Origin of the sequence: Sphingomonas sp. IC4-52 (genome assembly GCF_020707225.1) — a bacterium.
Taxonomy (GTDB): domain Bacteria; phylum Pseudomonadota; class Alphaproteobacteria; order Sphingomonadales; family Sphingomonadaceae; genus Sphingomonas.
Map to the genome: position 1 here is coordinate 1,062,934 of NZ_JAJFEU010000001.1, position 22,028 is coordinate 1,084,961.

The following is a 22,028-nucleotide window of genomic DNA, read 5'->3' on the forward strand; positions in this document are numbered from 1 at the left end:
AATCCTGAAGCAAAGCGACTGATCAGTCGCCCGGGGCCGCACCTGCATGTCAACGATCGTGACATGCGGGTGCGGCCCTAGTCCTTTCAGGGGCAAACATCGGGCCGCGCGCGCTGAAGACCGGCGTTGATCTCGCCCATCTCTACCACGCACAGCCGCAAACCGCGGGTGGACAGCAGCAGCACGGCTAGTGCCGGCGGCAGTCAGGGTTTTCCGCTCCGCTCTTCCCATTGTTGCGGACTCTTCGTCCTATGCTTCTCCACCCCGATCGCGCATGATCAAGCGCTGGCGCATTCCGTTGGCACATGTTCAAGGCGGCTTGTTCGCACACTCCCGGGAGAGGCGACGATGCTGGTTCTGCGAATGGCTGGAGCCCTGTGTGTCGTCGTAGTGGCGCCGTCGATGCCGGCGGCGGCAGCGTGGACGGCAGCTAACCGAGACGTCGCGAAAGCCGCGAGGGATCCTCGCATCGCGGCGGCGCTTGCGGCGGTGAACGAGATTGATCGGGCTGCTGTCCAAGAGGATCATCGGGCATTCGCCCGGCTGCTGGCTGATGACCTCGCCGTCAATAATCCTCAGAACGGCGTGTCCGTGCGGGGCGCGACTGGGCAGCGCAGCGCCGCCGGTCGGATCAGTTACCTGCGCTACGATCGTGTGATCGAATATGCTGGTCTGCGCGGAGACATGGTGGTCCTGATGGGGGAAGAGATCGTCCTGCCCAGGTCGCCTCGGCGCGCCGCGGACGGTGAGATGCGGCGTCGCTTCACCGATCTCTGGATGCCCACGGCCACTGGCTGGAAGCTGACCGTGCGACAGGCCACGATTATCAAACGTCCAAAGCCGTAAGCTTCACGTCACAGACGTATCGAATGCGATTGCCAGGAACCGCTCCAGCGTCGCCGGCATGTAATCACGCCGCCACGTGATGCCAGTTTCAAGGCATGGTGCATCAAGCAGTTCGGCGTATCGCACCCCCGTCCGTGCCAGATTGCGCAAGGAGGCGGGTACCAGCGATATGCCCATCCCTGCCGAGACGAGACTGATGATCGTCTGCATCTGGATGGCTTCCTGAACGATGCGCGGGGCACTGCGTCTTCTGGCGTAATAGCCGGTGACCAGATCGTGGAACGCAGGCGCCACTCGCCGCGGAAAGATGATCAGCGGCTGCTCCACGACAGTGCTGGCTGGGATCCGCCCATCGGCGAGGGCGATCCGCCCGTCGGCAATCCACGCCTCCGGGACGGCCGCGACCAGTGGCTCGGAGACAAGCAGTCGATAGGCGAGCGTCGCCGGCAAGGCGCTATCCGCCGGCGCGATGATGATTCCGGCATGGCCCCGCCCCTCGCAGAGCGCCGCGATCTGCACGTCGCTGGTCGCTTCCGTCAGCGCAATCTCCACGTCCGGGAACAAGGTAGCGTAGCGCCGCACCAGAGCCGGCAGGATACTGTAATCGGCCGTGCTGACGAACGAGAGCTCCAGTCGGCCCGCCTCCCCCCGGCGCAAGTGACGCGCGATTTCCGGCAGGCTGTTGACGCGATCAAGCGCCTCCCGGACATGGCCAAGCCATTGCTCTCCGAAAGGCGTCAGCGACACGCTCCGCTTCGTCCGGGTGAACAGGGCCGCCCCCAACTCGCGCTCAAGTGTCTGGATCGATTGGCTCAACGGCGGCTGAGTCATGCCCAGCCGCTCGGCGGCGCGACCGAAGTGCAGCGTTTCCGCCACCGCCGCGAAATGCTTCAGCTGGCGCAGGTCCATTTCATATCTCCGCCGACCTATTTGGCCGAGACTAAGATATTTCTCATCCTAGTGATACCCGATTATCCTGGCGCCTGAACAACAGCCGAGATCTGCGCCATGCCCGCCTATCGCTCCCGCACCACCACCCACGGCCGCAACATGGCGGGCGCGCGCGGCCTCTGGCGCGCGACGGGGATGAAGGACGAGGATTTTGGCAAGCCGATCATCGCGGTGGTCAACAGCTTCACCCAGTTCGTCCCCGGCCACGTCCACCTGAAGGATCTCGGCCAACTCGTCGCGCGGGAGATCGAGGCAGCGGGTGGCGTCGCCAAGGAGTTCAACACCATCGCAGTCGATGACGGTATCGCGATGGGCCATGACGGCATGCTGTACAGCCTGCCCAGCCGCGATCTGATCGCCGACAGTGTCGAATATATGGTCAACGCGCATTGCGCCGATGCGATGGTCTGCATCTCCAACTGCGACAAAATCACCCCCGGCATGTTGATGGCCGCCCTGCGGATCAACATCCCGGTGATCTTCGTGTCCGGTGGCCCCATGGAGGCCGGCAAGGCGGACATCCGCGGCAAGACGGTTGCGCTGGATCTGGTCGACGCAATGGTCGTCGCGGCTGACGAGGCCTACACGGACGAAGAGGTGCAGGTGATCGAACGGTCGGCTTGCCCGACCTGCGGTTCGTGTTCGGGCATGTTCACCGCCAACAGCATGAACTGTCTGACAGAGGCACTCGGCCTCTCTCTGCCCGGCAACGGATCAGTGCTCGCCACCCATGCCGATCGCGAACGGCTGTTCCGTGAGGCAGGCCACACCATCGTTGATCTCGCCAAGCGCTGGTATGAGCAGGACGACGCATCCGCTCTGCCTCGCTCGATCGCCAGCTTTGCCGCCTTTGAAAATGCGATGAGCCTCGACATCGCCATGGGAGGCTCCACCAACACCGTGCTTCACCTGCTCGCCGCGGCGTATGAGGGCGAGGTGCCGTTCACCATGGCGGACATCGATCGGCTGTCCCGGCGCGTTCCTTGCCTGTGCAAGGTCGCCCCCGCCAAGCAGGACGTGCACATGGAGGATGTCCACCGCGCCGGTGGCATCATGGCGATCCTTGGCCAGCTCGACCGCGCCGGGCTGCTCGATACTAGCCTGCCAACGGTTCACGCGCCGACGCTGGGCGATGCGCTGGAGCGTTGGGACATCAGCCGCACCACCAGCGAGAGCGTTCGGCAATTCTACAGCGCGGCGCCAGGCGGTGTCCGCACTACGCAGGCGTTCAGCCAGAGCAATCGGTGGAAGGAGCTCGATACGGATCGCACCGCCGGCGTGATCCGCGATGCCGAACACCCCTTCTCACACGATGGCGGCCTCGCCGTGCTGTACGGCAACCTCGCACCCGAAGGCTGTATAGTGAAGACGGCGGGCGTGGACGAAAGTATCCTCACCTTCCACGGCACGGCCCGCGTTTATGAAAGCCAGGATGCAGCGGTTGCCGGCATCCTCGGCAATGAGGTGAAGGCGGGCGACGTGGTGGTGATCCGCTACGAAGGGCCGAAGGGCGGACCGGGCATGCAGGAAATGCTCTATCCTACCAGCTACCTGAAATCGAAGGGGCTCGGAAAAGCTTGTGCCCTCATCACTGACGGGCGCTTCTCCGGCGGCACTTCCGGCTTGTCGATCGGCCACGTCTCGCCCGAGGCCGCGGAGGGCGGCCTGATCGCGCTGGTGGAAACCGGGGATCCGATCGTGATCGACATTCCCAATCGCGGGGTTCGGCTGGACGTCGACGATGCGGTCCTCGCCGCCCGGCGGGAGGCGATGCAGGCACGCGGCACCGCCGCCTGGAAACCGTTCGGTCGAAAGCGCAACGTCTCTCCCGCACTTCGCGCCTATGCGGCGCTCACGACCAACGCGGCTCGCGGCGCGGTGCGCGACGTGGCGCAGATCGAGCGGCAGTAAGCCCGGCCAAAGGCGGGGTGCGCGAGAACACGCCACCCCAACACAGCCGACCCAAATTGGCCGGCCGACCGCCCGCTTCGCCGATCGGCTGATGACGATCGTCCCGCGCGATCGTCATCGGCGGGGACTGATTAGTCCCCGTCATCCACAATAACGTGCGGAACGAAGCGGGCACCGTTGCCAGTGATCAGCCCGTCCTCCCTGATGCCGAGCCCTGCTGCGGCACCATCGACGATCCATGCGCCCAGCACGGGATAATGCCCGTCGAAGTCCGGCGTGTAGCACCGCTGCTGGTACAGCGTCTTTCCGTCCACGTATTTCCCGCCCGATCTCGCAACAACCGCGTCGTCCTCCACGATCTCGATATTGGCGCCTTCGCGCGCGAGAAACGGCTTCGCCACATAGCTGTCGCCAATCGCCCGACGATCGCTCGATGCGGCAAGCAGATTGGGGTGCCCCGGAAACATCTGCCACAGAACCTCAAGGATCGCCTTGTTGCTCCAGATCATCTTCCAGATCGGCTCGATCCATGCCGTCTCGCTGAGGTGACGCACAATATCGGGACCATAGGTTTCGTCGACGATCCACTCCCAGGGATAGAGCTTGAAGATCGCGCTGATCAGTTGATCGTCGAGATCGACGATCCGGCCATGAGCATCAACGCCGATGTCGTTGATCAAAATGGCTTGGGTCACAATCCCCGCCTCTTCCGCCAGGTCGCGCAAGTAGGTCGTCGTGATCGTATCCTCGTGCGAGGGATCGGCATCGTGCGTGAACCAAAGGCGGTTGCCGGTCAGTCGCGGGCGAAGCTCACGCCAGCGTTCGATCAGCCTTTCGTGCAGGCTGTTGAGCTGGTCGAGGTGCGGAAAGCATTGCTCCTTCCACTCCCACTGCACCACCGCCGCCTCGATCATGCTCGTCGGGGTGTCGCAGTTGAACTCGAACAACTTGGGCGTGCCTTGCGGGTCAAGACCGAAATCGAAACGCCCGAAATTGAGCGCCGGCGGCTCCGAGTACCAGGCGTGACGCACCGCGCCGTGGCAATATTCCGGTATACCGAAGTGCTTCATCAGCACCGGATCGTTCACCACGCGCTCGCCCGCCTCCAGCAGCAGCGCGTAAGCCGTCTCCGTGGCGCGTTCGATCCGCGCCACCTCTGCGGCATTCAAAGCATAATAGCGGCTTTCGTCCCAATAAGGCTCCGCACCATTGCTGTGCCAGATCAACCCCATCCGCTCGACCCGCTCGCGCCAGTCCGGCCGGGGGTCGATATTGCGCCGCTTCACGGGTTTAGCTCCAACCGCCGCCGAACCGGCGCCCTCTTGATCCGAGCCCACCGCGCGAGACCGCTTGCGATCTCGTCATGCGGGTTGTCTCGGGTGCCAGGTAATATTGCGTACCTAGCACGGGTCTGAACGAGCCTGCCGCAAACCGTTGGTCACGGATCGTCTCGCCATAGAAGGGAACAGGGCTGTTGCGAGGCAGATAGTACCAGGAAGCCCGTCGGCCATACGTACCGCCGCTTCCGCTTGCGCTATCTATGCAGCGATCATCCTCGATGCGACGACCGGATTGATCGACGCATACCGATGTGTCGTTTTCGGGCACGACCTCTTCCCACTCGTTCCCGGAGGACGAGCATAGGGAGAGCGACAGCAACGTCGCTGCCATGCCAACTGTGAGTGGGATCTCCTTTTTCATCAGGCGCGCGCCGTTACGGTACGAGGCAGGCGGACTGAAGCACGCCCACACCGATGCCCATGCCGCCGACGAAGATGCCAGAGGCAACGCACCCGTCGCCGATCTTCTTTTCAATTGCGCGGAATAACAGACGCGAGATGGCGAAGAACACCAACAGCTGCACCAAGGCTGCGACCGCACTCCACATCAGCATGTCCGGGATGCTCACCGAATGGCTGATCACCATGGCGACTGGCAGCGCGAAACCGAGGAACGTGCCGACCAACTGGATAGAGGCCGCCGCATTGCCGTCGCGGATCAGGGCAAATTCTCGATGGGGCGTAATTGCCACATAAACTGCGAGAAAAGCCAACGCCAACCCGATCGCCGCCGTGAAGTAGGCAAGGAAGTGCGGCAATGTGCCAATGAAATATGCGAACATGATCCCCCCGGATGCGGGGCGTAGACTTTCTGTTCGCCGGGCGAAAGAGCCCACCGCGCGATCGGTAATGCTTCACCTTCTTTTCGGTCTAAACGACCGGCTGCTCCCCGATCAAAAGCAGCAAAGCAAAGCCCTCGCTGGAAGCGAGCGCTTGAATTCCTAGTCGTAAATGATCACGGCCCCGGTCAAACTGCGGCACCGATCACAAAAAGCTGATCAACGGGAATTAACTGCAGTCAGTCGGGCGTTGCCATCACGCGGCGCGCTTGCCGCCGGATCCTCCGACTGATTTCCCGGCAACCAGCGGCTGAGATCGCGGTCCAGCATCTTTGAAAGCTCCTCGACCTCCGGCGCATAATAGTCCTTGAGGCGTGCGCGAAGATCGGGGGACAAGGGCGGATACTCCACTGTTCGCGCCAACAGGCCCCGAAAACGCTCGAACATCCGCGTTCCCCGCAGCGGCTTGACCAGATCCTTGGCGGGCTGCGCGAACCGCCGGATCGCCAGCGGCAGCAAGGGTGCCGCGCTATCGTTTACCTTGCTGGCAAGCGCGACACCTTGGGCCATTGGCGCCAAGCCCAGGTGACGACAGGTTTCGTCGAGTACTGATGACGGACGAGCCCGGATATCCTCGAACAAAAATACCAGCATCTGCTTTCGGTCGAATTCGGACAACCATCGGCGCAGGTGAGTGGCGTAAAGCCCGTTGTCCAGAAACCTGCGGAAGGTCGCCTCCGTTGGATCAAGATAGTCCTCCGGTGCGCCCCTGATCGTTCCGCGCCGATACAGCATGCAATAATCGGAATAGGCGCGATCGACGGGATCTCTTAGCTGGGCGATGAAAGGGATCGACGGCAGTACGCGGGATATTCGTTCCGCGGCGTGGGGATCGGAAAGATAATCGGCGGATTTCTCCCCGACCAGTTGCCCGGGCTGCGCATCGTTGAAGAACTCGGCATACCATTCCGGTCCGCGAGCGAATTCACGACTGAAGTAATGCGGTTCGGGGTCGGGAAGGTAAACGTCAGGATGGTTCTGTATCTGGACGTTCAGCCAGGTGGTGGCCGCCTTGATGGCACCGATAATCATGAAATCCGGCAACAGGGTCCGGGATTCCTGGTCTTTCATCTCACAGCCTCCCCTTGATTGTCATTCACCCCGAGCAGACGACCGGACCCATCGAGAACGCCGTGCTGCCGCTCTGCGGGCGGGTGCGCGCCCTTGCTGGCTCGTGCTCGCGCCGCGACGCTCCTGATCAGCCCGTCCCATTGCATGATGATCCGCTCCGGCAGGAACCGCTCCATTGCCTGCTTGCCGGCCGATCCCAGTCGCTGTCGAAGCACGGGATCGGCCATGGCGGTGGCCATCTGCTCGGCTAGGCCGCTCACGTCCTGATCCGGCGCCAGAAGCCCGGTTTGCTCATGCTCGATCATCTCGGCCGGCCCCCAGGGGCAGTCAAAGGCGATCGTCGGGATGCCCGCTGCCATGGCCTCGCCCACGACGATTCCCCAGCCCTCGTAACGAGACGACAGAACGAAAAGGTCGGCATCTGCCGTCCATCGGCCCGGCTCGCGCGTCACGCCGGGAAAGCTGACCCGCCGATCGAGACCGAGTGCCGATCGCTGGCGCTCGAGGGAGCGTCGCAGCGGCCCCTCACCCCAGATCGTCAGGCGCCAGTCGGGGAACCTCGGAGCAATCGCTGCAAAGGCCTGAAGCAGCAGATCAAAGCCTTTCTGCTCGACCAGTCGCCCGACCGCGACGAGATTGCGCCCGCTGGCGTCGAACTCGCGGGTCCATCGTGTCGCGACGGCATGATTGGGGATAACAACGTCCGCCCGTCGGCGTGCCGGCGCGAAATAGGCGCTGGCTCCGCGCGTCATCGTCACCAGCGCGTCCGATCGCCGATAGGCGTATCGGCGGATGGCGCTCCAGGTCGCGCCCACCCGCTGGCGATCGGGATTGTTTCGCTCGGACACGATAACCGGGATGTTCAGCGCGGTTGCGGCAAGCGAAGCGAGCACATTTGTCCTGGTCAGGAATGATACCACGACGTCGGGCGGATTGTCGCTCAACTCGTTCTTCAACAAACGGTAGCGACGGGCCATGGTAAGTGCTCGCCCAATGAAACCTCTATCTTGGGACGCACTTGCCAGGTTAACCAGTCGGACATCGGGATCTAGCGCATAATAAGGCTTGGTCTCGAATGGCTGGAAACAGACCAGCCTCACTCCCACAGCTTTTGAAACATAATGGTTTGCCAGCATCGATACCACGTGCTCGGAACCGCCCGCCCCCAGCCCCGGCATGACGAAGGTCAGTCTCGACAGGATAACATCGTCCGATGGCACCGACGGCGCTGACGGCACAGATCCGCTAAGCACTGTCTAATCTCTGGCGGAAAGAAGAAACGCTTTCCCGGTCCTCGTTACCTGCCAACAGAAACTGTACCTGCGGTCGCGACATTCTGCGGGCATGGCCGAACTTGTCCTGCGGTGGCACTTTCCAAGTGCACTGGTGGGTATTCGGTCATAGCGGCCGCTCCAGCATGGGCGAATGGCGCAACGGAGTGACGCGCCAAGCCTGAATCGTCTGCGGCTCTGTAATTTCGGCGTGGCTTGGTCCGGACGTATGCCGTGTCGAGGAATTTTGATTATGCCTCGAACCGCTTTGGCGATCGGCGTTTATTCTTGAGGAGCAGGAAACACCCCACTGGATTACGACCAAGGGATCATCGGCGGTAGTAAACGCCCGGCCAGCACAGGCGGGATATAGCCGCCCGGTCGCCTGTAGCCGGTCCAGAAGCCGTGCTGCGTGGTCGCCGAACCTCGTCCAAAGCCACTTTGGACACTTCCCAAATCGCCGAACAGCCCGGAACCGGCTAGAAGCTCCATGGATAATATTGCGGCAGCATCGGCGACGGGTACCCGGTTCTCTCCGCCGGCGAATTGCCAACGGCTATCAAGGCTGCGCAGGAAGGATCGCGATCATTACTCCGGACCAGATGTGAAATCGAACCAGCGGCAAAGTGAGACTTACGTGCAATCGACGCGCCCCGGCGGCAATTTAACCTCGCTCGCCGGCACACCGGCAGATGTCGCGCGTTCCCCTGCCATGCCGCCATTCAGCCCGTCGCCGCTTGCCGCATCTCCCCCCATCGACCGTTCCGCCACCATTCGGCCAGATACGGCCCGCAATGCCCGTCTGCGCATGGTTGACGCCGCGCTCGATGGCGCGTGGCGGCGCGGCTGGGCGGAGCGCCCGACGCTTGATCCAGACGAACTGATCGCGAAGGCGACGGTGAAGACCGGTCATCCCGCCGATGCAGGCGAAAGCGGCTGGCGCGAGCGGCTGGCCTTGCTGTGCGCCGATCTGGAAGATGTCGCGACCCTCACCCCATTGGGTCGCACCATCGCGCATGGCCAGCTCGTCGCCGCCTTGTGCAACCGCATCCGGTTCCAGGCACTGTGGCACCGCCACCCTGAAATCGCGGAACAGCCAATCGCCGCACCGATCATCATCGTCGGTCAGATGCGATCAGGCACGACGCGGGCCCAGCGCCTGCTCGCCTGTGATCCGCGGCTGACGTTCACGCGCTTTTTTGAAAGCTGGAACCCCCTGCCGCGGAACAGTGCCCGCAGCAGGTTCGACGATCGCAAGCTGCGCGGGTGGCTGGGCACGTTGAGCGTACGCCTGCTCAATCCCGCCTTTGATGCCATTCATCCCACCCGGTGGGATGCTGCCGATGAGGAGATCGGGCTACAGAGCGTGTCGATCTTCGGCTCCGCCTTTGAGGCACAATGGCGAATCCCCGGCTATGCCGCCGCTGTCGAAGCGGATGACGGCATCGCCGCTTATGCCGAGTTTCGCCGCCTGCTGCAGACGGTTGCATGGCTCCGGCGGGATGACGGCACACGCCCCTGGATCCTGAAGGTCCCGCAGTTCAGCCAAGATCTCGCCGCCGTTCTTCACACATTCCCCGATGCACGTCTGGTCTGCCTCAGCCGCGATCAGCATCAAGTGATCGCCTCATCCGCCTCGCTGGTCTGCAATCAGATGATGGTGCAATCGTCTTCAGTCGATCGCGAATGGATCGGCCGCGAATGGACTCGCAAGGTCGCGTTGCGTGACCGGCGAACCGCCAGCGCCCGCGATCGCAGCGATGCGCCGCAAGTCGACCTCGCCTATGACGACGTGGGGCGTGATTGGCAGCGCGAAATAAGCCGCGTGTACCGCATGCTGAACATGCCGCTGCCGGAGAGCGTGCTGGCCCGGATGCGCGACTATGTCCGCCGATCCCGCAGCGGGAGCCATGCACGACACCGCTATCGTGCCGAGGACTTCGGACTTGCTAAGGGGACAGCGGCAGCCCCGTCGCGTTGCACCGTCCTTTCCTGCGGCGAGCTGAGACCCTGCGCCTTGCACCCTGCATAGTGGCGGAAGAAGCGCGCGGCCAGTTAGCCAACGCGCTCAGCCGCTGGCCGACAGCGCCCGCGCCTCTCTCCTGCTCGCCGCATGATCATCAAGGAAGTCGGCGAGTGCGCCGACGGGCATCGGCCTTCCGATGTGATAACCTTGTGCGAGATCACATCCGACGCTCCGCAGAAACGCCAGGCAGGCTGCATCCTCGACACCCTCAGCCACCACGCGCAGGCCCAGTTCATGCGCCAGGTGAACGGTTGACCGTACCAGCGCGGCGTCACCTCGGTCCTCATGCGCGGATTGAACGAAGCTGCGGTCGATCTTCAATTCGCTGAGCGGCAGCTCCTTCAGATAGCTCAGGGTGGACTGACCGGTGCCATAATCGTCCATGGAGATCGCAACGCCCAGTTCCCGGAACGATTCCAGCGCGCGGGCCGCCTGAACGGGATCACTGACTGCCGCGGTTTCCGTCACCTCGAAAATCAGCCTCTCCGGCTCGAACCCGCTCTCCTGAATGAGCGCCCGCAACTGGCCCAGGAACTCGCCCGAACTCAGCAACTTTGCCGAAATGTTTGCCGCCCCTGCGATCCGGTGGCCCGCCGCTTGCCACGTCCGCAGGTCCATGATCATCCGCTCAACCACATGCAGCGTCAGCGCCGCGATCCGGTTGTTCCGCTCGGCGAGCGGAATGAACAGATCCGGCCTCAGGAACCCGCGCGTCGGATGATGCCAGCGCACCAGTGCTTCCACGCTGGTCACCACGCCCCGCTTCAGGTCGAGCTTGGGCTGGTAATGAACGTCGATCTCACCGCCGCCAATCGCCACGTCCAGCTCGCCCAGCAGCGAAAGCTCGCGCTCCACGACGTCATGATCGTCCTGCTGATGGGCATACCAGTCCACACCATCATTCTGTGCCCGATCGGCGGCCAGAACGGCCTGCGCGATGGCCCGCTCGGTTCCCTCGCTCTCGCACGTCCGCACAAACCCAAAGGCCAGGGTCACGTCCACGCGCCTTCCCGCCACTTCGACAGGGGTGAGCATCAGGCTGCGAAGACGCAGCAGCGACGGCTCCAGGGCCTCCTCGTCCGCTACCCGCCAGGCCAGCACGCGGTCCTCGATGCGAAAGATCCGCTCGCTTCCCATGGTGGTGGCGATGCGGTCACGCACGCGATGGATCAGGTCCACCATTGCCTGGTCGTTGAGCCCGGCGCCGAGCTTCTCGAAATCGGCGATACGCGCCGCGGCAATGCCGGGGGCCTGCCGCTCCCGCATGTCTTCGCGTAGCGCGATCCGGTTCGGCAGCCCGCTCTCCCGATCGATCCCGCGGCGGCGATGCGCCGCATTCAACCAGCGTACCGCGAGCGCTGCGGTGCTGATCGTGCCCAAAGCGGCCCAGGCAGGCGCCAGAGGAAATGACCAGCCGGCCGCATGATCGATCAGGACGGCGACGGCAAACAGGATGATCGGGATGGCAACAATCGCCGCCACCAGGTCCTTGCGTGAACGAACCACAAGTATCGGCACCGCGAGTGCAAGCGCCAGCAGCAGCGGCAGGAGCCATCCTGCCTCGCGCGGAACACCGCGGATCAGCGTTTCGACACCCAAAGCCTGGATCACCACGCCCGCGATCACGCCATGATTCGGCACGGCATAGCGGTCGCCCAGCTCCACCGCTGTCGCGCCGATCAGGATCGTCTTGCCCTTCAACGATCCCGGGGCGAACCGCCCGTCGCGAATGTCGATGAAGCTGTGCCGCGGCACGGTTGCCGGGTCGATCGAGAAGTCGATGGGAAAGTGCTGGCCGGCGCTGCCACTTCGGCCGGACAGGAGAGCGGAAAACGACGGCCGCGCCATGCCCTTGGTGATCGTTCCCATCGGGGCGTGCCGCACATAACCGTCGGGGTCGGGAAGGATGCTCACCGCCGCCAGCGTCGAATGGGCCCGCAAGGCCGGGATCGGCACCGCATCGCGCCATCCATCGGAGGCGCCGCTGGCGGTCTGCCCGAACGTGGGAAGGACGACCTGGCCGCGGCTACGCTTCAAGGCATCGGCAAAGGCGGTGTCTTCCGCAGCGGTGGAGGGGGAGGAGAAGTCGATGTCGAAGGCAATCGTCGCTGCCCCTGCCCGACGCAGTTGATCCACAACCTTGACATAGTTGCTCCGCGGCCATGGCCATTGCGGAATGGCCGCGATGCTGCGTGCATCGACCTCGACGACATGAACACTCCCGCTTGCCGGCTGGCTGCGCAGCTCCCATGCAACCGAGCGAAGCGCGCGATCGATCGACACGCCGATATTGCCCAGCCCGACCAGCACACCCACGACCGCGCCGACCGCCAGCGCGATCAATCGCCAGCGGATGCCGGAAATACGAGCCGAGTTCATAACCGGAACCCCCATCAGACGGCGGTAGCGGGGTCGTGCTAATGGACCGTCAACGACGGATCACACCTCACGAATTCCCCCGCCCAGGCCCGCCATTTCCCGGAGTCCCGTTACCGGGAGCACCACCGCCTGGGTTCCCGTTCCCGGGACCGCCCGGCTCAGGCTTGCCATTCCCAGGTCCAGCGTCCCCCGGATTGCCATTCCCCGAAACACCAGCGCCCGGGTTCCCGTTGCCAGGATCGCCACCACCCGGGTTCCCGTTCCCGGGACCGACCGGCTCAGGCTTGCCATTCCCAGGGCCAGCGTCCCCCGGATTGCCATTTCCCGGAACACCACTGCCGGGGTTCCCGTTGCCAGGATCGCCAGCACCTGGGTTCCCGTTCCCGGGACCACCCGGCTCAGGCTTGCCATTCCCGGGGCCAGCGTCCCCCGGACTGCCATTTCCCGGAGCACCAGCGCCCGGGTTCCCGTTGCCAGGATCGCCGGCACCCGGGTTCCCGTTCCCAGGACCGCCCGGTTCAGGCTTGCCGTTCCCGGGGCCAACGTCGCCGGGATTGCCATTTCCGGGAGCACCATTGCCCGGGTTCCCGTTGCCAGGATCGCCACCACCCGGGTTCCCGTTCCCGGGACCGACCGGCTCAGGCTTGCCATTCCCAGGCCCACCGTCCCCCGGATTGCCATTCCCCGGAGCACCATTGCCCGGGTTCCCGTTGCCAGGATCGCCAGCACCCGGGTTCCCGTTCCCAGGACCGCCCGGCTCAGGCTTGCCATTCCCGGGACCACCGTTCCCGGGCTTGCCTTCACCCGGAGTGCCATTGCCGGGATTCCCATTGCCGGGACCGCCAGCGTCCGGGTTCCCGTTCCCAGGACCGCCCTGCTCAGGCTTGCCATCGCCGGGCCCACCGTCCCCGGGTTTGCCGTCACCCGGAGTACCATTGCCGGGATTCCCATTGCCAGGTCCGCCAGCGCCCGGGTTCCCGTTCCCAGGACTACCCGGCTCAGGCTTGCCATTCCCGGGACCACCGTTCCCGGGCTTGCCGTCACCCGGAGTACCATTGCCGGGATTCCCATTGCCGGGTCCGCCAGCGCCCGGGTTCCCGTTCCCAGGACCGCCCGGCTCAGGCTTGCCATTCCCAGGGCCACCGTTCCCGGGCTTGCCGTCACCCGGAGTACCATTGCCGGGATTCCCATTGCCGGGACCGCCAGCGCCCGGGTTCCCGGTCCCAGGACCGCCCGGCTCAGGCTTGCCATTCCCAGGGCCACCGTTCCCGGGCTTGCCGTCACCCGGAGTACCATTGCCGGGATTCCCATTGCCGGGACCGCCAGCGCCCGGGTTGCCATTCCCAGGAACGCCCGGCTCAGGCTTGCCATCCCCGGGCCCACCGTTCCCGGGCTTGCCGTCACCCGGAGTTCCATTGCCGGGTCCGCCAGCGCCCGGGTTCCCGTTCCCGGGACTACCCGGTTCAGGCTTGCCATCGCCGGGCCCACCGTTCCCGGGCTTGCCGTCACCCGGAGTACCATTGCCCGGATTCCCATTGCCGGGACCGCCAGCGTCCGGGTTCCCGTTCCCAGGACCGCCCTGCTCAGGCTTGCCATCGCCGGGCCCACCGTTCTCGGGCTTGCCGTCGCCCGGGGTGCCATTGCCCGGGTTCCCGTTGCCGGGGCCGCCGGCGTCCGGGTTCCCGTTCCCAGGACCGCCCGGCTCAGGCTTGCCATTCCCAGGACCACTGTCGCCTGGGGTGCCGCTGCCCGGGGTGCCATTGCCCGGCGTACCGCTGCCGGGACTCTCGTTCCCCGGATTGCTGTTTCCGGGGTTTTCGGCCCCGGGAGTGCTCTCTCCGGGCGTGCTGTTGCCGGGCTTTCCATTACCGGCATCGCCGCCTCCCGGAGTAGCGTTGCCAGGCATCTCCGTTCCGGGACCGCCATTCCCGGGCTTATCGGTGCCAGGGTTCCCGTTCGCGGGCTTCTCGGGGGCGGGGGTGGCAGGATTGCCATTGCCGGGATTGTCGGCCGCGGGGCCACCCTTCTCCGGGGTGGTGGGGGCAGCGTCTCCGCCGGGTGCGCTCGCGCGAATGATCGCCGCTTGCACGCTGGCCACCTGTGCCGCGCTGGTTCCCCCGACCAGGCCGTTGGTCACCTGCGCCAGATCCACCGGCTTTGCCATGATCGGCTGAGTCAGAACCTGGGTTACCGAGGGCTCCGCTACCGCGCTCGTGGTCGGCGCCGACAGAACCGCCTGCTGCACGGCAATGGGGCCGGGGGCGTCCGCCGCTGGCACGGAGGTCGCTCCCGCAACATCATTCCCGCTACTGCCAGCCTGCGCCAACGGTGCCGAGCCATCGGCGGATCCCGTCGCCGGCGCACCTTCGGGCGTGGCGGGGCTTGGCGATGCCGGGCGCTGCGGCGAATCGATGGCGCGCGCCTCCTGCCCCTGCACCGTCAGGCGAAAGCGATCGCCCGCCGCCACGCTGGCCAGGATGCCCGGCCGGATGAGCTCGGTCGCACCACCATCGATCGTCGAGGTCTGGACCACGCCTTCCAGCACCTGAAGCGCCGCGCCTTCATTCGACACCGTGATCGAGAAGGTGGTGCCCTTCACCACCGCCGCCAGATACGGGGTACGCACGCCGAAATGCGGCGCCTGCTTCTTTTCGATCTGGAAAACCGCGTTGCCCCATTCCTGCAGCACTTCCAGGATGCCGCCCTTCTGGGTAGCCGTCGGCAACTGAATGCGGCTGTTCGCGGAGACGGTGACGAAATCCCGCTCGCGCACCAGCACCGCGCGGCTGCCCGGCCCGGCGGCCACACTTGCCCCTGCGGCAACAACGCTGCCCCGGCGCGCAGCATGGGTGCCGCTCGCATCACGCACCGTGACGGTGCCGGATGTTTCGCTGACCGTCCAGTTCAGCGATTGCGCCAGGGCGGCCGGTGCACACGAACAAAGCGCAGCCGCCGCAAAAAGACGCAGGATACTCATTCACATTCCCCCAGATTCCCCTGCCTCCTACGGGGCGGAAACTTTAAGGGCGGTTGGCGGCCTTGGTTAACTTCATGCAATTTGAGGATTTCGTAAGGCCTTAGTGGCTATCGCGCAGTTCATGCGCATCCTCGGTCTTCCGCTTCTCACCGCATTGACGGTCCCTTCGCTGATCGGGGTCGCCGATGCGCAGCGTGCGCTCGACCGGATCGCGCCGACCAACAGCCCCGCGCAAATCACGCCTGCCGATCTCCCCGCGAACGATCCTCCTGCCGTCATTTCCAGCGACGCTGCCAGCGGAACTGCGGATAGCTCGGCGCCGCTGCTCGTCGGCGCAGTGGTGATCGACGGGCTCCAGGCGCTGACCCCGGCGGACTTCGCGCCGGTGATTGCACCGCGCATCGGCTCCTTGCTCGGGTCAGTCGAACTGGCCGCACTCGCAAGCGCGATTGCCGCTCAGGCGCAAGCGCGCGGCTATCCCTTTGCCTCTGCCTGGATCGAGCCACAGCGGATCGCCAATGGCGTTCTTCGCGTGCGCATCGATGAGGGCCGCATCGATGAGATCCGTGTCCAGAACGGCGACCATCCCGCCGTTCGCCGCGCCTTGCAGCCGCTGGTGAACGGCGCACCCGCGCGGCTTCAGGACGTGGAACGCCGGCTTTTGATCGCCGGCGACATTGATGGCGCTCGCATCACCGCCAGCCGCTTCGTCCGGGAGGGCAGCAAGGGCGTTCTTCTAATCAACGTCGCGCAGGATCGAGTGACGGCCCGTGCCAGCCTGTCGAACGAGGGCACCAAGCCGCTCGGTCCGGAGCAGTTGAGGGTCGATGTCGACTTGAACGCGATTTTCGCGTCCGATGACTCGCTCACGCTTACTTACTCCAGCACCCTGTTCGAACCGCGCGAGCTGCAATTCGCTCGGCTGCGCTATGCGAAAAGGGTGAATGCCTCGGGCACGGAGGTCGCAGTGGTTGCGTCGGGATCGATCGCCCGCCCGGGCGCCTATCTCGACGATTACGATCTCGAAAGCCGCAGCTGGTTCGCCGGGGTTGAGCTGCTCCAGCCGCTGCTTCGGCGCCGCGACAGCAGCCTGTGGCTACAGGCAGAGCTCGGCGCGCGGAACCTTGTGCAATATCAGCGCTCCGTTCGCGTACGCGACGATCACGTCAGGGCCGCGCGAGTGTCGCTGTACGGCTATGGAACGGTGGCCGGCGGTCAGTTGCGGATCAGCACCACCTTGTCGCAGGGTTTCGACGTTTTGGGTGCGACCCGGGCCGGTGATCCCCTCGCCTCTCGCCGGGACGCCGATGGGACGTTCACCGCGCTTAGTAACTGGGCGGAATGGACAAAGGGGCTGACCGGCCCGCTCAGCCTTCGCCTCGGCGTGTTCAGCCAGGTGGCGTCGCAACCGCTGCTGATCACCGAAGAGGCCGGATTGGGCGGAACCGCGTTCCTGCGCGGCTATGACTGGAGCGAACGGACCGGCGACCGCGGCGCTGCTGGCATGGCGGAACTGCGTTACCTCTGGAAGCAGCCCGCCAGCTTCGTCGATCGCGCGCAGCTATACGTGTTCGTCGACGGCGGCGAGGTCAGCAACCTGCAGGGCGGCTTTGGCGGCGGGTCACTGGCCTCTGCGGGGGGTGGCCTGCGTGCGGATCTTCGGCATCAGCTCGGCGTCAACATGGAAGTCGGCGTGCCGCTGACCGGCCCCCGCTACGACACCGGTGACCGCACACCGAAACTCAACCTGCGGCTCGTCCGCTCGTTCTGATCGCCCGCGTGGCCGGCAGTGCGCACCCTGGCGCGCGCTGCCGCAACCAAGACGGGCCGGTCAGGCTGCCTCGGCCTGATACATTTCGGCTTCCCGGTTGATCAGGATGTCGGCCAGGAACCAATATGCCTCGCCCCAGGCATTCAGGATGTCGTCCGTCGCTGCATCACCCAGGATGTCGCGAATGGCCGGCAGCAAGGCGTTGGCCACGGCGGGATAATGATCCGGCTTGATGTGCGTCTCGACGTGCCGTGCGCAGATCCGCTCGATGGCCGGCTTCAGCACATCCAGCTTGTCCACATTCTGCGCGAACGCGAGGATAGCCGCAGCAAGCCGCTTGGGCTGCGCGCCGGACTCATGGGCCGCCATGTCAAACAGCGCCTTGATCTCCGGATCCACGAACAGGCGCTGGTACATGCGGGTGGTAATCTCCACGCCATGCTGCTGAAGCGCGGGCGCGGTCGACTTCACCAATGCCATGGTTTCGGGCGAAAGCGGCTTGGACATGCTGACGTTCTCCAGATTACAGGCGATGGCTAAAAGCTTGATCCTCCGCGGGTCTCCATACGCAATTACCCGTAGTTTCTTTCCATCGCCATCGTTCGGCGCTGGTCTGCTCCAATCTTCTCCCGCAGCGCTACGTCCTTGAGGCCGCCCTGTGAGACTGCCTAACGCCCTGTAACAAAGTGTTGCCAACGGCGCGCAATGGTTGACCCCACTCCTCGCCAGGAACAACAAGACGCTATTGCAAGTCATTCTTGATAGCTAAATTGGGGGGTTACCAAATGTTGACCACCGGTACGCTGCGCGTTGCGCGGCGCTCTTCTGCTGCGGCCCTCGTCGCAGCGATGCTGGCGACCGGTGCGCACGCGCAGCAGTCTGATCGCGCACCTGCCACCGTGGCGGATGCGGACGATGCGATCGTCGTCACCGCTGCCGGCTATGAACAGCGCATCAAGGACGCCCCTGCCAGTATCAGCCTGATCGACCGTGCCGACCTCGAAGAGAAGCGCTTCGGCAGCCTGGCGGAGGCGCTGCAGGATGTTCAGGGCGTCGATGTCGGCGGCGAGGCGGGGAAGACGGGTGGCCTCACCATCTCCATGCGCGGCATGCCCAGCGACTATACGCTCGTGCTGATCGACGGCCGGCGCCAGAACGCGCCCGGTGGCGTCACCCCCAACGGCTTCGGCGAAACCTCCACCAGCTTCCTGCCACCCTATTCCGCCATTGACCGGATCGAGGTGGTGCGCGGGCCAATGTCCACGCTCTACGGTTCGGATGCGATGGGCGGCGTCGTGAACATCATCACGCGCAAAGTTGGCAATCGCTGGGTCGGCACCGCCACCGCCGAAAGCACGATCCAGGGGGACGAGCGGTTCGGCAACATCCAGTCGATCAACGCCTTCGCCCAGGGCCCGGTCGTGCCAAATCTCCTCGGCCTCACGTTGCGCGGCAGCGTGTTCCACCGTGAGGGTTCGAATATTGCCATCCCCGGTGATCCCGCGCTCACGCTCGGCCGCAATCCTGTCCGGTCGGACATCTACAATTATGGCGGGCGCCTGACGCTCACGCCGCATGCCGATCACGATCTGTGGCTCGAATATGATCGCAACGAACAGCGGTACGACAATCGTGAGGGCCGGCTGGGTACGCTCGGCTCCGGGGGCTATGCGCCAGAGCAGCGGTTCAACCGCAGCAACTATGTCCTCGCCCACAGCTGGCGCACCCGGCTCGGCACGCTCGACACCACACTCACCCGCAACGAGACGGAGACGATCGGCCGCCTCATCCCTGCGGGCACTCCCGGTGCGACCCCTGGCAGCCCGCGCACGCTCGAGGCGCGGAACGACATCATCGACTCCCGCTTCGCCGGGCGCGAGGGGCCGGTCGCCTTCACCGTCGGTGGCCAATATTGGCGCGCCCGGATGGTCGAGGGCGTCGCTCCGGAGCCGTTCCGCTTCACACAATGGGCCGGCTTTGCCGAAGCGACGCTCACGCTGGCCGACAGCTTCAACATTACCGGCGGCGCCCGCTACGACGATCACTCGACCTTCGGCGACAAATGGTCGCCCCGCGCTTACGCGGTGTGGAACATCAACCGGCAGCTGACACTGAAGGGTGGCGTCAGCCGCGGCTTCAAGACGCCTCGCGTCGAACAGATCGCCAGCGGCATCATCGGCTTCGGCGGCCAGGGTCGGATCCCGCTGCTCGGCTCTCCCAATCTCGTGCCCGAAACCAGCACCAGCTACGAAGCAGCGCTATATTACGACAGTGGCGACATGTTCAGCGGTAACGTCACGCTGTTCAACAACGACTTCACCGACAAGATCGCCGCTGGGCCCGGCATCCCGAACTGCCGTTTCACCGGCAATCCGAACCGCCCCGGCTGCCTCGACGTCGGCCCTTTTCCCACCGTCGATCTCTTCAGCCAGTCGATCAACATCGACAAAGCCCGCACCCGCGGCGTGGAAGTGGCGACCAGCTTCCGCTTCACCCCTGCCGTCTCACTGGGCCTGAACTACACCTACACCGAAAGCGAACAGCTGAGCGGCCCGGAGGAGGGCCTGCCGCTGATCGGCACGCCCCGGCACATGCTCAACGGCAACCTGCGATGGAGCATCGACGACAAGGCAACCCTCTGGGCTCGCGCCGAGGTCCGTTCCAGCCGCTGGCGCGGAAACAATGATCAGCAGCGCGCGCTGGGCGATTTCCGGGGCTATGAGGTCTTCCACCTCGGCGGCTCCTATCAGGTCACGCCCGCCTTCCGCCTCGCCGCGACGCTCTACAACATCCTCGACACCGATTATGCCGTGTACCTGCCCTATGCCTCCAACACGACGACGGCCTTCACCCCCGCCTATTCGATCAATCAGGAGGGTCGCCGGATACTGATTTCCGCAAACGTCGACTTCTAAGGCACCGGGGGGCCGTCGGATCGCTCGCGCGATGCCCGCTCCCCCCGATCCCCGGTTGCCTGCTCCGCTACCCCCGCCGGCGTTTCGTGATCGGCAATCTTCCTTCGCTTGCGAGAACGGAGCCCGGCGCTCCCTTCTCTCGGCGCAGGCGGCAACGGCTACCGCTCGTTGCCGTGCTCAGCCAAGCAAGGTCAGAAACCTCCCAGAGGAACCTGGCCAGATGGCCGGAGCGAAGCGGCTGGGATTGGGCTGATCGCTCGCCCCGGTCATTATCTCGTGATCAGCGGGCCCGACCCTTGCGATAGCGTCGGTCATCTCTCTGATCCGGCTCACGACAATGCCGCGGGTACTTACCTCCCGCGGTCGTCATGTTCTTGGCGCTCATGACGATCCTGCATTCGACTGGAACACCGTGACGGCCACAACACTTGTCGCGGTTGCCCCGCCTAATCATCTCAGCCGCTAAGGCCCACCTCGCTCCGCAAAAGAGACCGAAGAACGATCTTCCGCAGCCAACCGTCCCTTGCCTAGCCAATCGCCCGCACCCAGAAGCAGGCAGCCAGCTCGCTTCCCCCGCGGAAGCGACATCTCCGTCCGTGCCGGTATCCTGGTAAGACAGCCGGCTTTCCCGATCAGCGCCACCGCCGATTGCATCGACGCCCGCGAGGGGGGATGGACGGACGCGTCGGCCAAAGGGGCAGCGCTCAATCCATGAGCGCTGCCCGCGACCTCACTTGCCCTTGGTAGCCTCGGCCATGGCAGGCGCGGACTCGATGTCCGGCGCGCCGCCCATGTCGCCGCCCTTGGTGCGTCCGGCCCCCGGGCCTGCCCCCAGATCCGCGCCCGTGGTCGGGTCGGCGGATGGATCGGACATGGTGCGCTCCGCCATCTTGGTCGCCACCTTCTTGTCCTTGGCAGGAAGCTTGACGCTCGCGGTGCCATCGCCGCCGTCGGCGGGCATTACTTGCTCCAGATCATCGACGCGATCCCATTCGTCACCGGTGTTCCAGGGGCCGGTCGTGTCGCCCTCGCCCTGCGAGGTGTTGACGTACATGCTGGCATATTTCTCGACGCCCGGCAGCTTGCCCGACGGGAAGTTGTTCTCGATCGCGTACAGCGCCTTTTCGAACGACTTCTGATGGGCGACCTCGCGCGTCATCAGGAAGCCCAACGCATCCTTGATGCCCGGATCGTCGGTGATGTTGATCAAACGCTCATACACGATCTTGGCGCGTGCCTCCGCGGCGATGTTCGATCGCAGGTCCACCGTCGGCTCGCCACGCGAATCCACATAAGCGGCGGTCCATGGCACGCCGGCAGAGTCGCACAGCGCCGGCGCCCCGCCAAACAGGATCGCTTCCTTGGCGCTGCTGCCGCTCGCACCGATCATCTGGTAGAGTTCGGCCTCCTTCATCTGCCCTTCGGCCATCTGCGCCTTCACGCCCTTGCCAAGCATCGCGACGATCGAGCCGATGATCTCCAGGTGGCTCAGCTCCTCGGTGGCGATATCGAGCAGCATGTCCTTGCGGCCGGGATCATCCTCGCCCAGCCCTTGCGTGAAATAACGCATCGCCGCGGCCAGCTCGCCATCTGCGCCGCCGAACTGCTCCATCATCATGGTCGCCAGCCGCGGGTTCGGCTCGGACACGCGGACGGTATATTGCAGTCTTTTGTTGTGCATGAACATGGTCGGGTCTCCGCTGGGCTTGAGCGCATTCAGCGATTCAGCGC

14 protein-coding genes and 1 pseudogene are annotated in these 22,028 nt (G+C 64.7%); 5 read left to right on the top strand and 10 right to left on the bottom strand.

Annotated elements, in window-relative coordinates:
• The first annotated feature begins 348 nt into the window (after positions 1-348).
• On the top strand, positions 349-846 hold the full coding sequence (locus LK535_RS05230) for a nuclear transport factor 2 family protein (RefSeq protein WP_227770792.1): 498 nt from the start codon (positions 349-351) through the stop codon (positions 844-846).
• A gap of 3 nt (positions 847-849) precedes the next feature.
• Here the strand turns inward: LK535_RS05230 and LK535_RS05235 are convergent, their stop codons facing one another.
• Positions 850-1,755, bottom strand: a complete 906-nt coding sequence (locus LK535_RS05235) for a LysR family transcriptional regulator (RefSeq protein WP_227770793.1) — start codon at positions 1,753-1,755, stop codon at positions 850-852.
• A gap of 99 nt (positions 1,756-1,854) precedes the next feature.
• Between LK535_RS05235 and ilvD the strand changes: the two genes are divergently transcribed.
• Entirely contained in the window at positions 1,855-3,708 is a 1,854-nt protein-coding gene (ilvD, locus tag LK535_RS05240; protein ID WP_227770794.1) for a dihydroxy-acid dehydratase, read from the top strand.
• Between the two features lie 131 nt (positions 3,709-3,839).
• Here the strand turns inward: ilvD and LK535_RS05245 are convergent, their stop codons facing one another.
• The 4 genes from LK535_RS05245 to LK535_RS05260 form a co-directional block, all read right to left on the bottom strand.
• Positions 3,840-4,994, bottom strand: coding sequence for a glutathionylspermidine synthase family protein (locus LK535_RS05245; RefSeq protein WP_227770795.1), 1,155 nt, complete (start codon positions 4,992-4,994; stop codon positions 3,840-3,842).
• Between the two features lie 428 nt (positions 4,995-5,422).
• Positions 5,423-5,830, bottom strand: coding sequence for a DUF350 domain-containing protein (locus tag LK535_RS05250; RefSeq protein WP_227770796.1), 408 nt, complete (start codon positions 5,828-5,830; stop codon positions 5,423-5,425).
• A 216-nt stretch (positions 5,831-6,046) separates the two neighbouring features.
• Complete coding sequence (locus tag LK535_RS05255; protein WP_227770797.1) at positions 6,047-6,958, bottom strand: sulfotransferase family protein; 912 nt, start codon at positions 6,956-6,958, stop codon at positions 6,047-6,049.
• Positions 6,955-8,136 (bottom strand): glycosyltransferase family 4 protein, encoded by a 1,182-nt coding sequence (locus tag LK535_RS05260; RefSeq protein WP_227771086.1) that lies wholly within the window; start codon positions 8,134-8,136, stop codon positions 6,955-6,957. The genes LK535_RS05255 and LK535_RS05260 overlap by 4 nt, the downstream gene beginning before the upstream one ends.
• A gap of 730 nt (positions 8,137-8,866) precedes the next feature.
• On the opposite strand from LK535_RS05260, the gene LK535_RS05265 reads away from it, so the two are divergent.
• Complete coding sequence (locus LK535_RS05265; protein ID WP_227770798.1) at positions 8,867-10,261, top strand: sulfotransferase family protein; 1,395 nt, start codon at positions 8,867-8,869, stop codon at positions 10,259-10,261.
• Positions 10,262-10,297: 36 nt separating this feature from the next.
• On the opposite strand, the gene LK535_RS05270 is transcribed toward LK535_RS05265, so the two are convergent.
• The 3 genes and pseudogenes from LK535_RS05270 to LK535_RS16980 form a co-directional block, all read right to left on the bottom strand.
• Positions 10,298-12,634, bottom strand: a complete 2,337-nt coding sequence (locus tag LK535_RS05270; RefSeq protein ID WP_227770799.1) for an EAL domain-containing protein — start codon at positions 12,632-12,634, stop codon at positions 10,298-10,300.
• A 60-nt stretch (positions 12,635-12,694) separates the two neighbouring features.
• Complete coding sequence (locus tag LK535_RS16895; RefSeq protein ID WP_321576536.1) at positions 12,695-14,230, bottom strand: hypothetical protein; 1,536 nt, start codon at positions 14,228-14,230, stop codon at positions 12,695-12,697.
• A gap of 940 nt (positions 14,231-15,170) precedes the next feature.
• Positions 15,171-15,611 (bottom strand): annotated as a pseudogene (locus tag LK535_RS16980) (FecR domain-containing protein); the annotation flags it as partial.
• A gap of 121 nt (positions 15,612-15,732) precedes the next feature.
• Between LK535_RS16980 and LK535_RS05285 the strand changes: the two are divergent.
• Positions 15,733-17,382, top strand: a complete 1,650-nt coding sequence (locus tag LK535_RS05285) for a ShlB/FhaC/HecB family hemolysin secretion/activation protein (protein ID WP_227770800.1) — start codon at positions 15,733-15,735, stop codon at positions 17,380-17,382.
• A gap of 60 nt (positions 17,383-17,442) precedes the next feature.
• Here the strand turns inward: LK535_RS05285 and LK535_RS05290 are convergent, their stop codons facing one another.
• Positions 17,443-17,889, bottom strand: coding sequence for a globin domain-containing protein (locus LK535_RS05290; RefSeq protein WP_227770801.1), 447 nt, complete (start codon positions 17,887-17,889; stop codon positions 17,443-17,445).
• A gap of 278 nt (positions 17,890-18,167) precedes the next feature.
• Between LK535_RS05290 and LK535_RS05295 the strand changes: the two genes are divergently transcribed.
• Complete coding sequence (locus tag LK535_RS05295) at positions 18,168-20,297, top strand: TonB-dependent receptor domain-containing protein (RefSeq protein ID WP_227770802.1); 2,130 nt, start codon at positions 18,168-18,170, stop codon at positions 20,295-20,297.
• A 730-nt stretch (positions 20,298-21,027) separates the two neighbouring features.
• On the opposite strand, the gene LK535_RS05300 is transcribed toward LK535_RS05295, so the two are convergent.
• Entirely contained in the window at positions 21,028-21,984 is a 957-nt protein-coding gene (locus LK535_RS05300; RefSeq protein ID WP_227770803.1) for a manganese catalase family protein, read from the bottom strand.
• Positions 21,985-22,028: the final 44 nt, after the last annotated feature.

Bases quoted from the DNA above. Each gene is read 5' to 3' on its own strand.
- LK535_RS05295 (WP_227770802.1), top strand. From the start codon at position 18,168: ATGTTGACCACCGGTACGCTGCGCGTTGCGCGGCGCTCTTCTGCTGCG.
- LK535_RS05270 (WP_227770799.1), bottom strand. From the start codon at position 12,634: ATGAACTCGGCTCGTATTTCCGGCATCCGCTGGCGATTGATCGCGCTG.
- ilvD (WP_227770794.1), top strand. From the start codon at position 1,855: ATGCCCGCCTATCGCTCCCGCACCACCACCCACGGCCGCAACATGGCG.
- LK535_RS05250 (WP_227770796.1), bottom strand. From the start codon at position 5,830: ATGTTCGCATATTTCATTGGCACATTGCCGCACTTCCTTGCCTACTTC.
- LK535_RS05285 (WP_227770800.1), top strand. From the start codon at position 15,733: ATGCGCATCCTCGGTCTTCCGCTTCTCACCGCATTGACGGTCCCTTCG.
- LK535_RS05230 (WP_227770792.1), top strand. From the start codon at position 349: ATGCTGGTTCTGCGAATGGCTGGAGCCCTGTGTGTCGTCGTAGTGGCG.
- LK535_RS05260 (WP_227771086.1), bottom strand. From the start codon at position 8,136: ATGCCGGGGCTGGGGGCGGGCGGTTCCGAGCACGTGGTATCGATGCTG.
- LK535_RS05300 (WP_227770803.1), bottom strand. From the start codon at position 21,984: ATGTTCATGCACAACAAAAGACTGCAATATACCGTCCGCGTGTCCGAG.
- LK535_RS16895 (WP_321576536.1), bottom strand. From the start codon at position 14,230: ATGGCAAGCCTGAGCAGGGCGGTCCTGGGAACGGGAACCCGGACGCTG.
- LK535_RS05255 (WP_227770797.1), bottom strand. From the start codon at position 6,958: ATGAAAGACCAGGAATCCCGGACCCTGTTGCCGGATTTCATGATTATC.
- LK535_RS05235 (WP_227770793.1), bottom strand. From the start codon at position 1,755: ATGGACCTGCGCCAGCTGAAGCATTTCGCGGCGGTGGCGGAAACGCTG.
- LK535_RS05290 (WP_227770801.1), bottom strand. From the start codon at position 17,889: ATGTCCAAGCCGCTTTCGCCCGAAACCATGGCATTGGTGAAGTCGACC.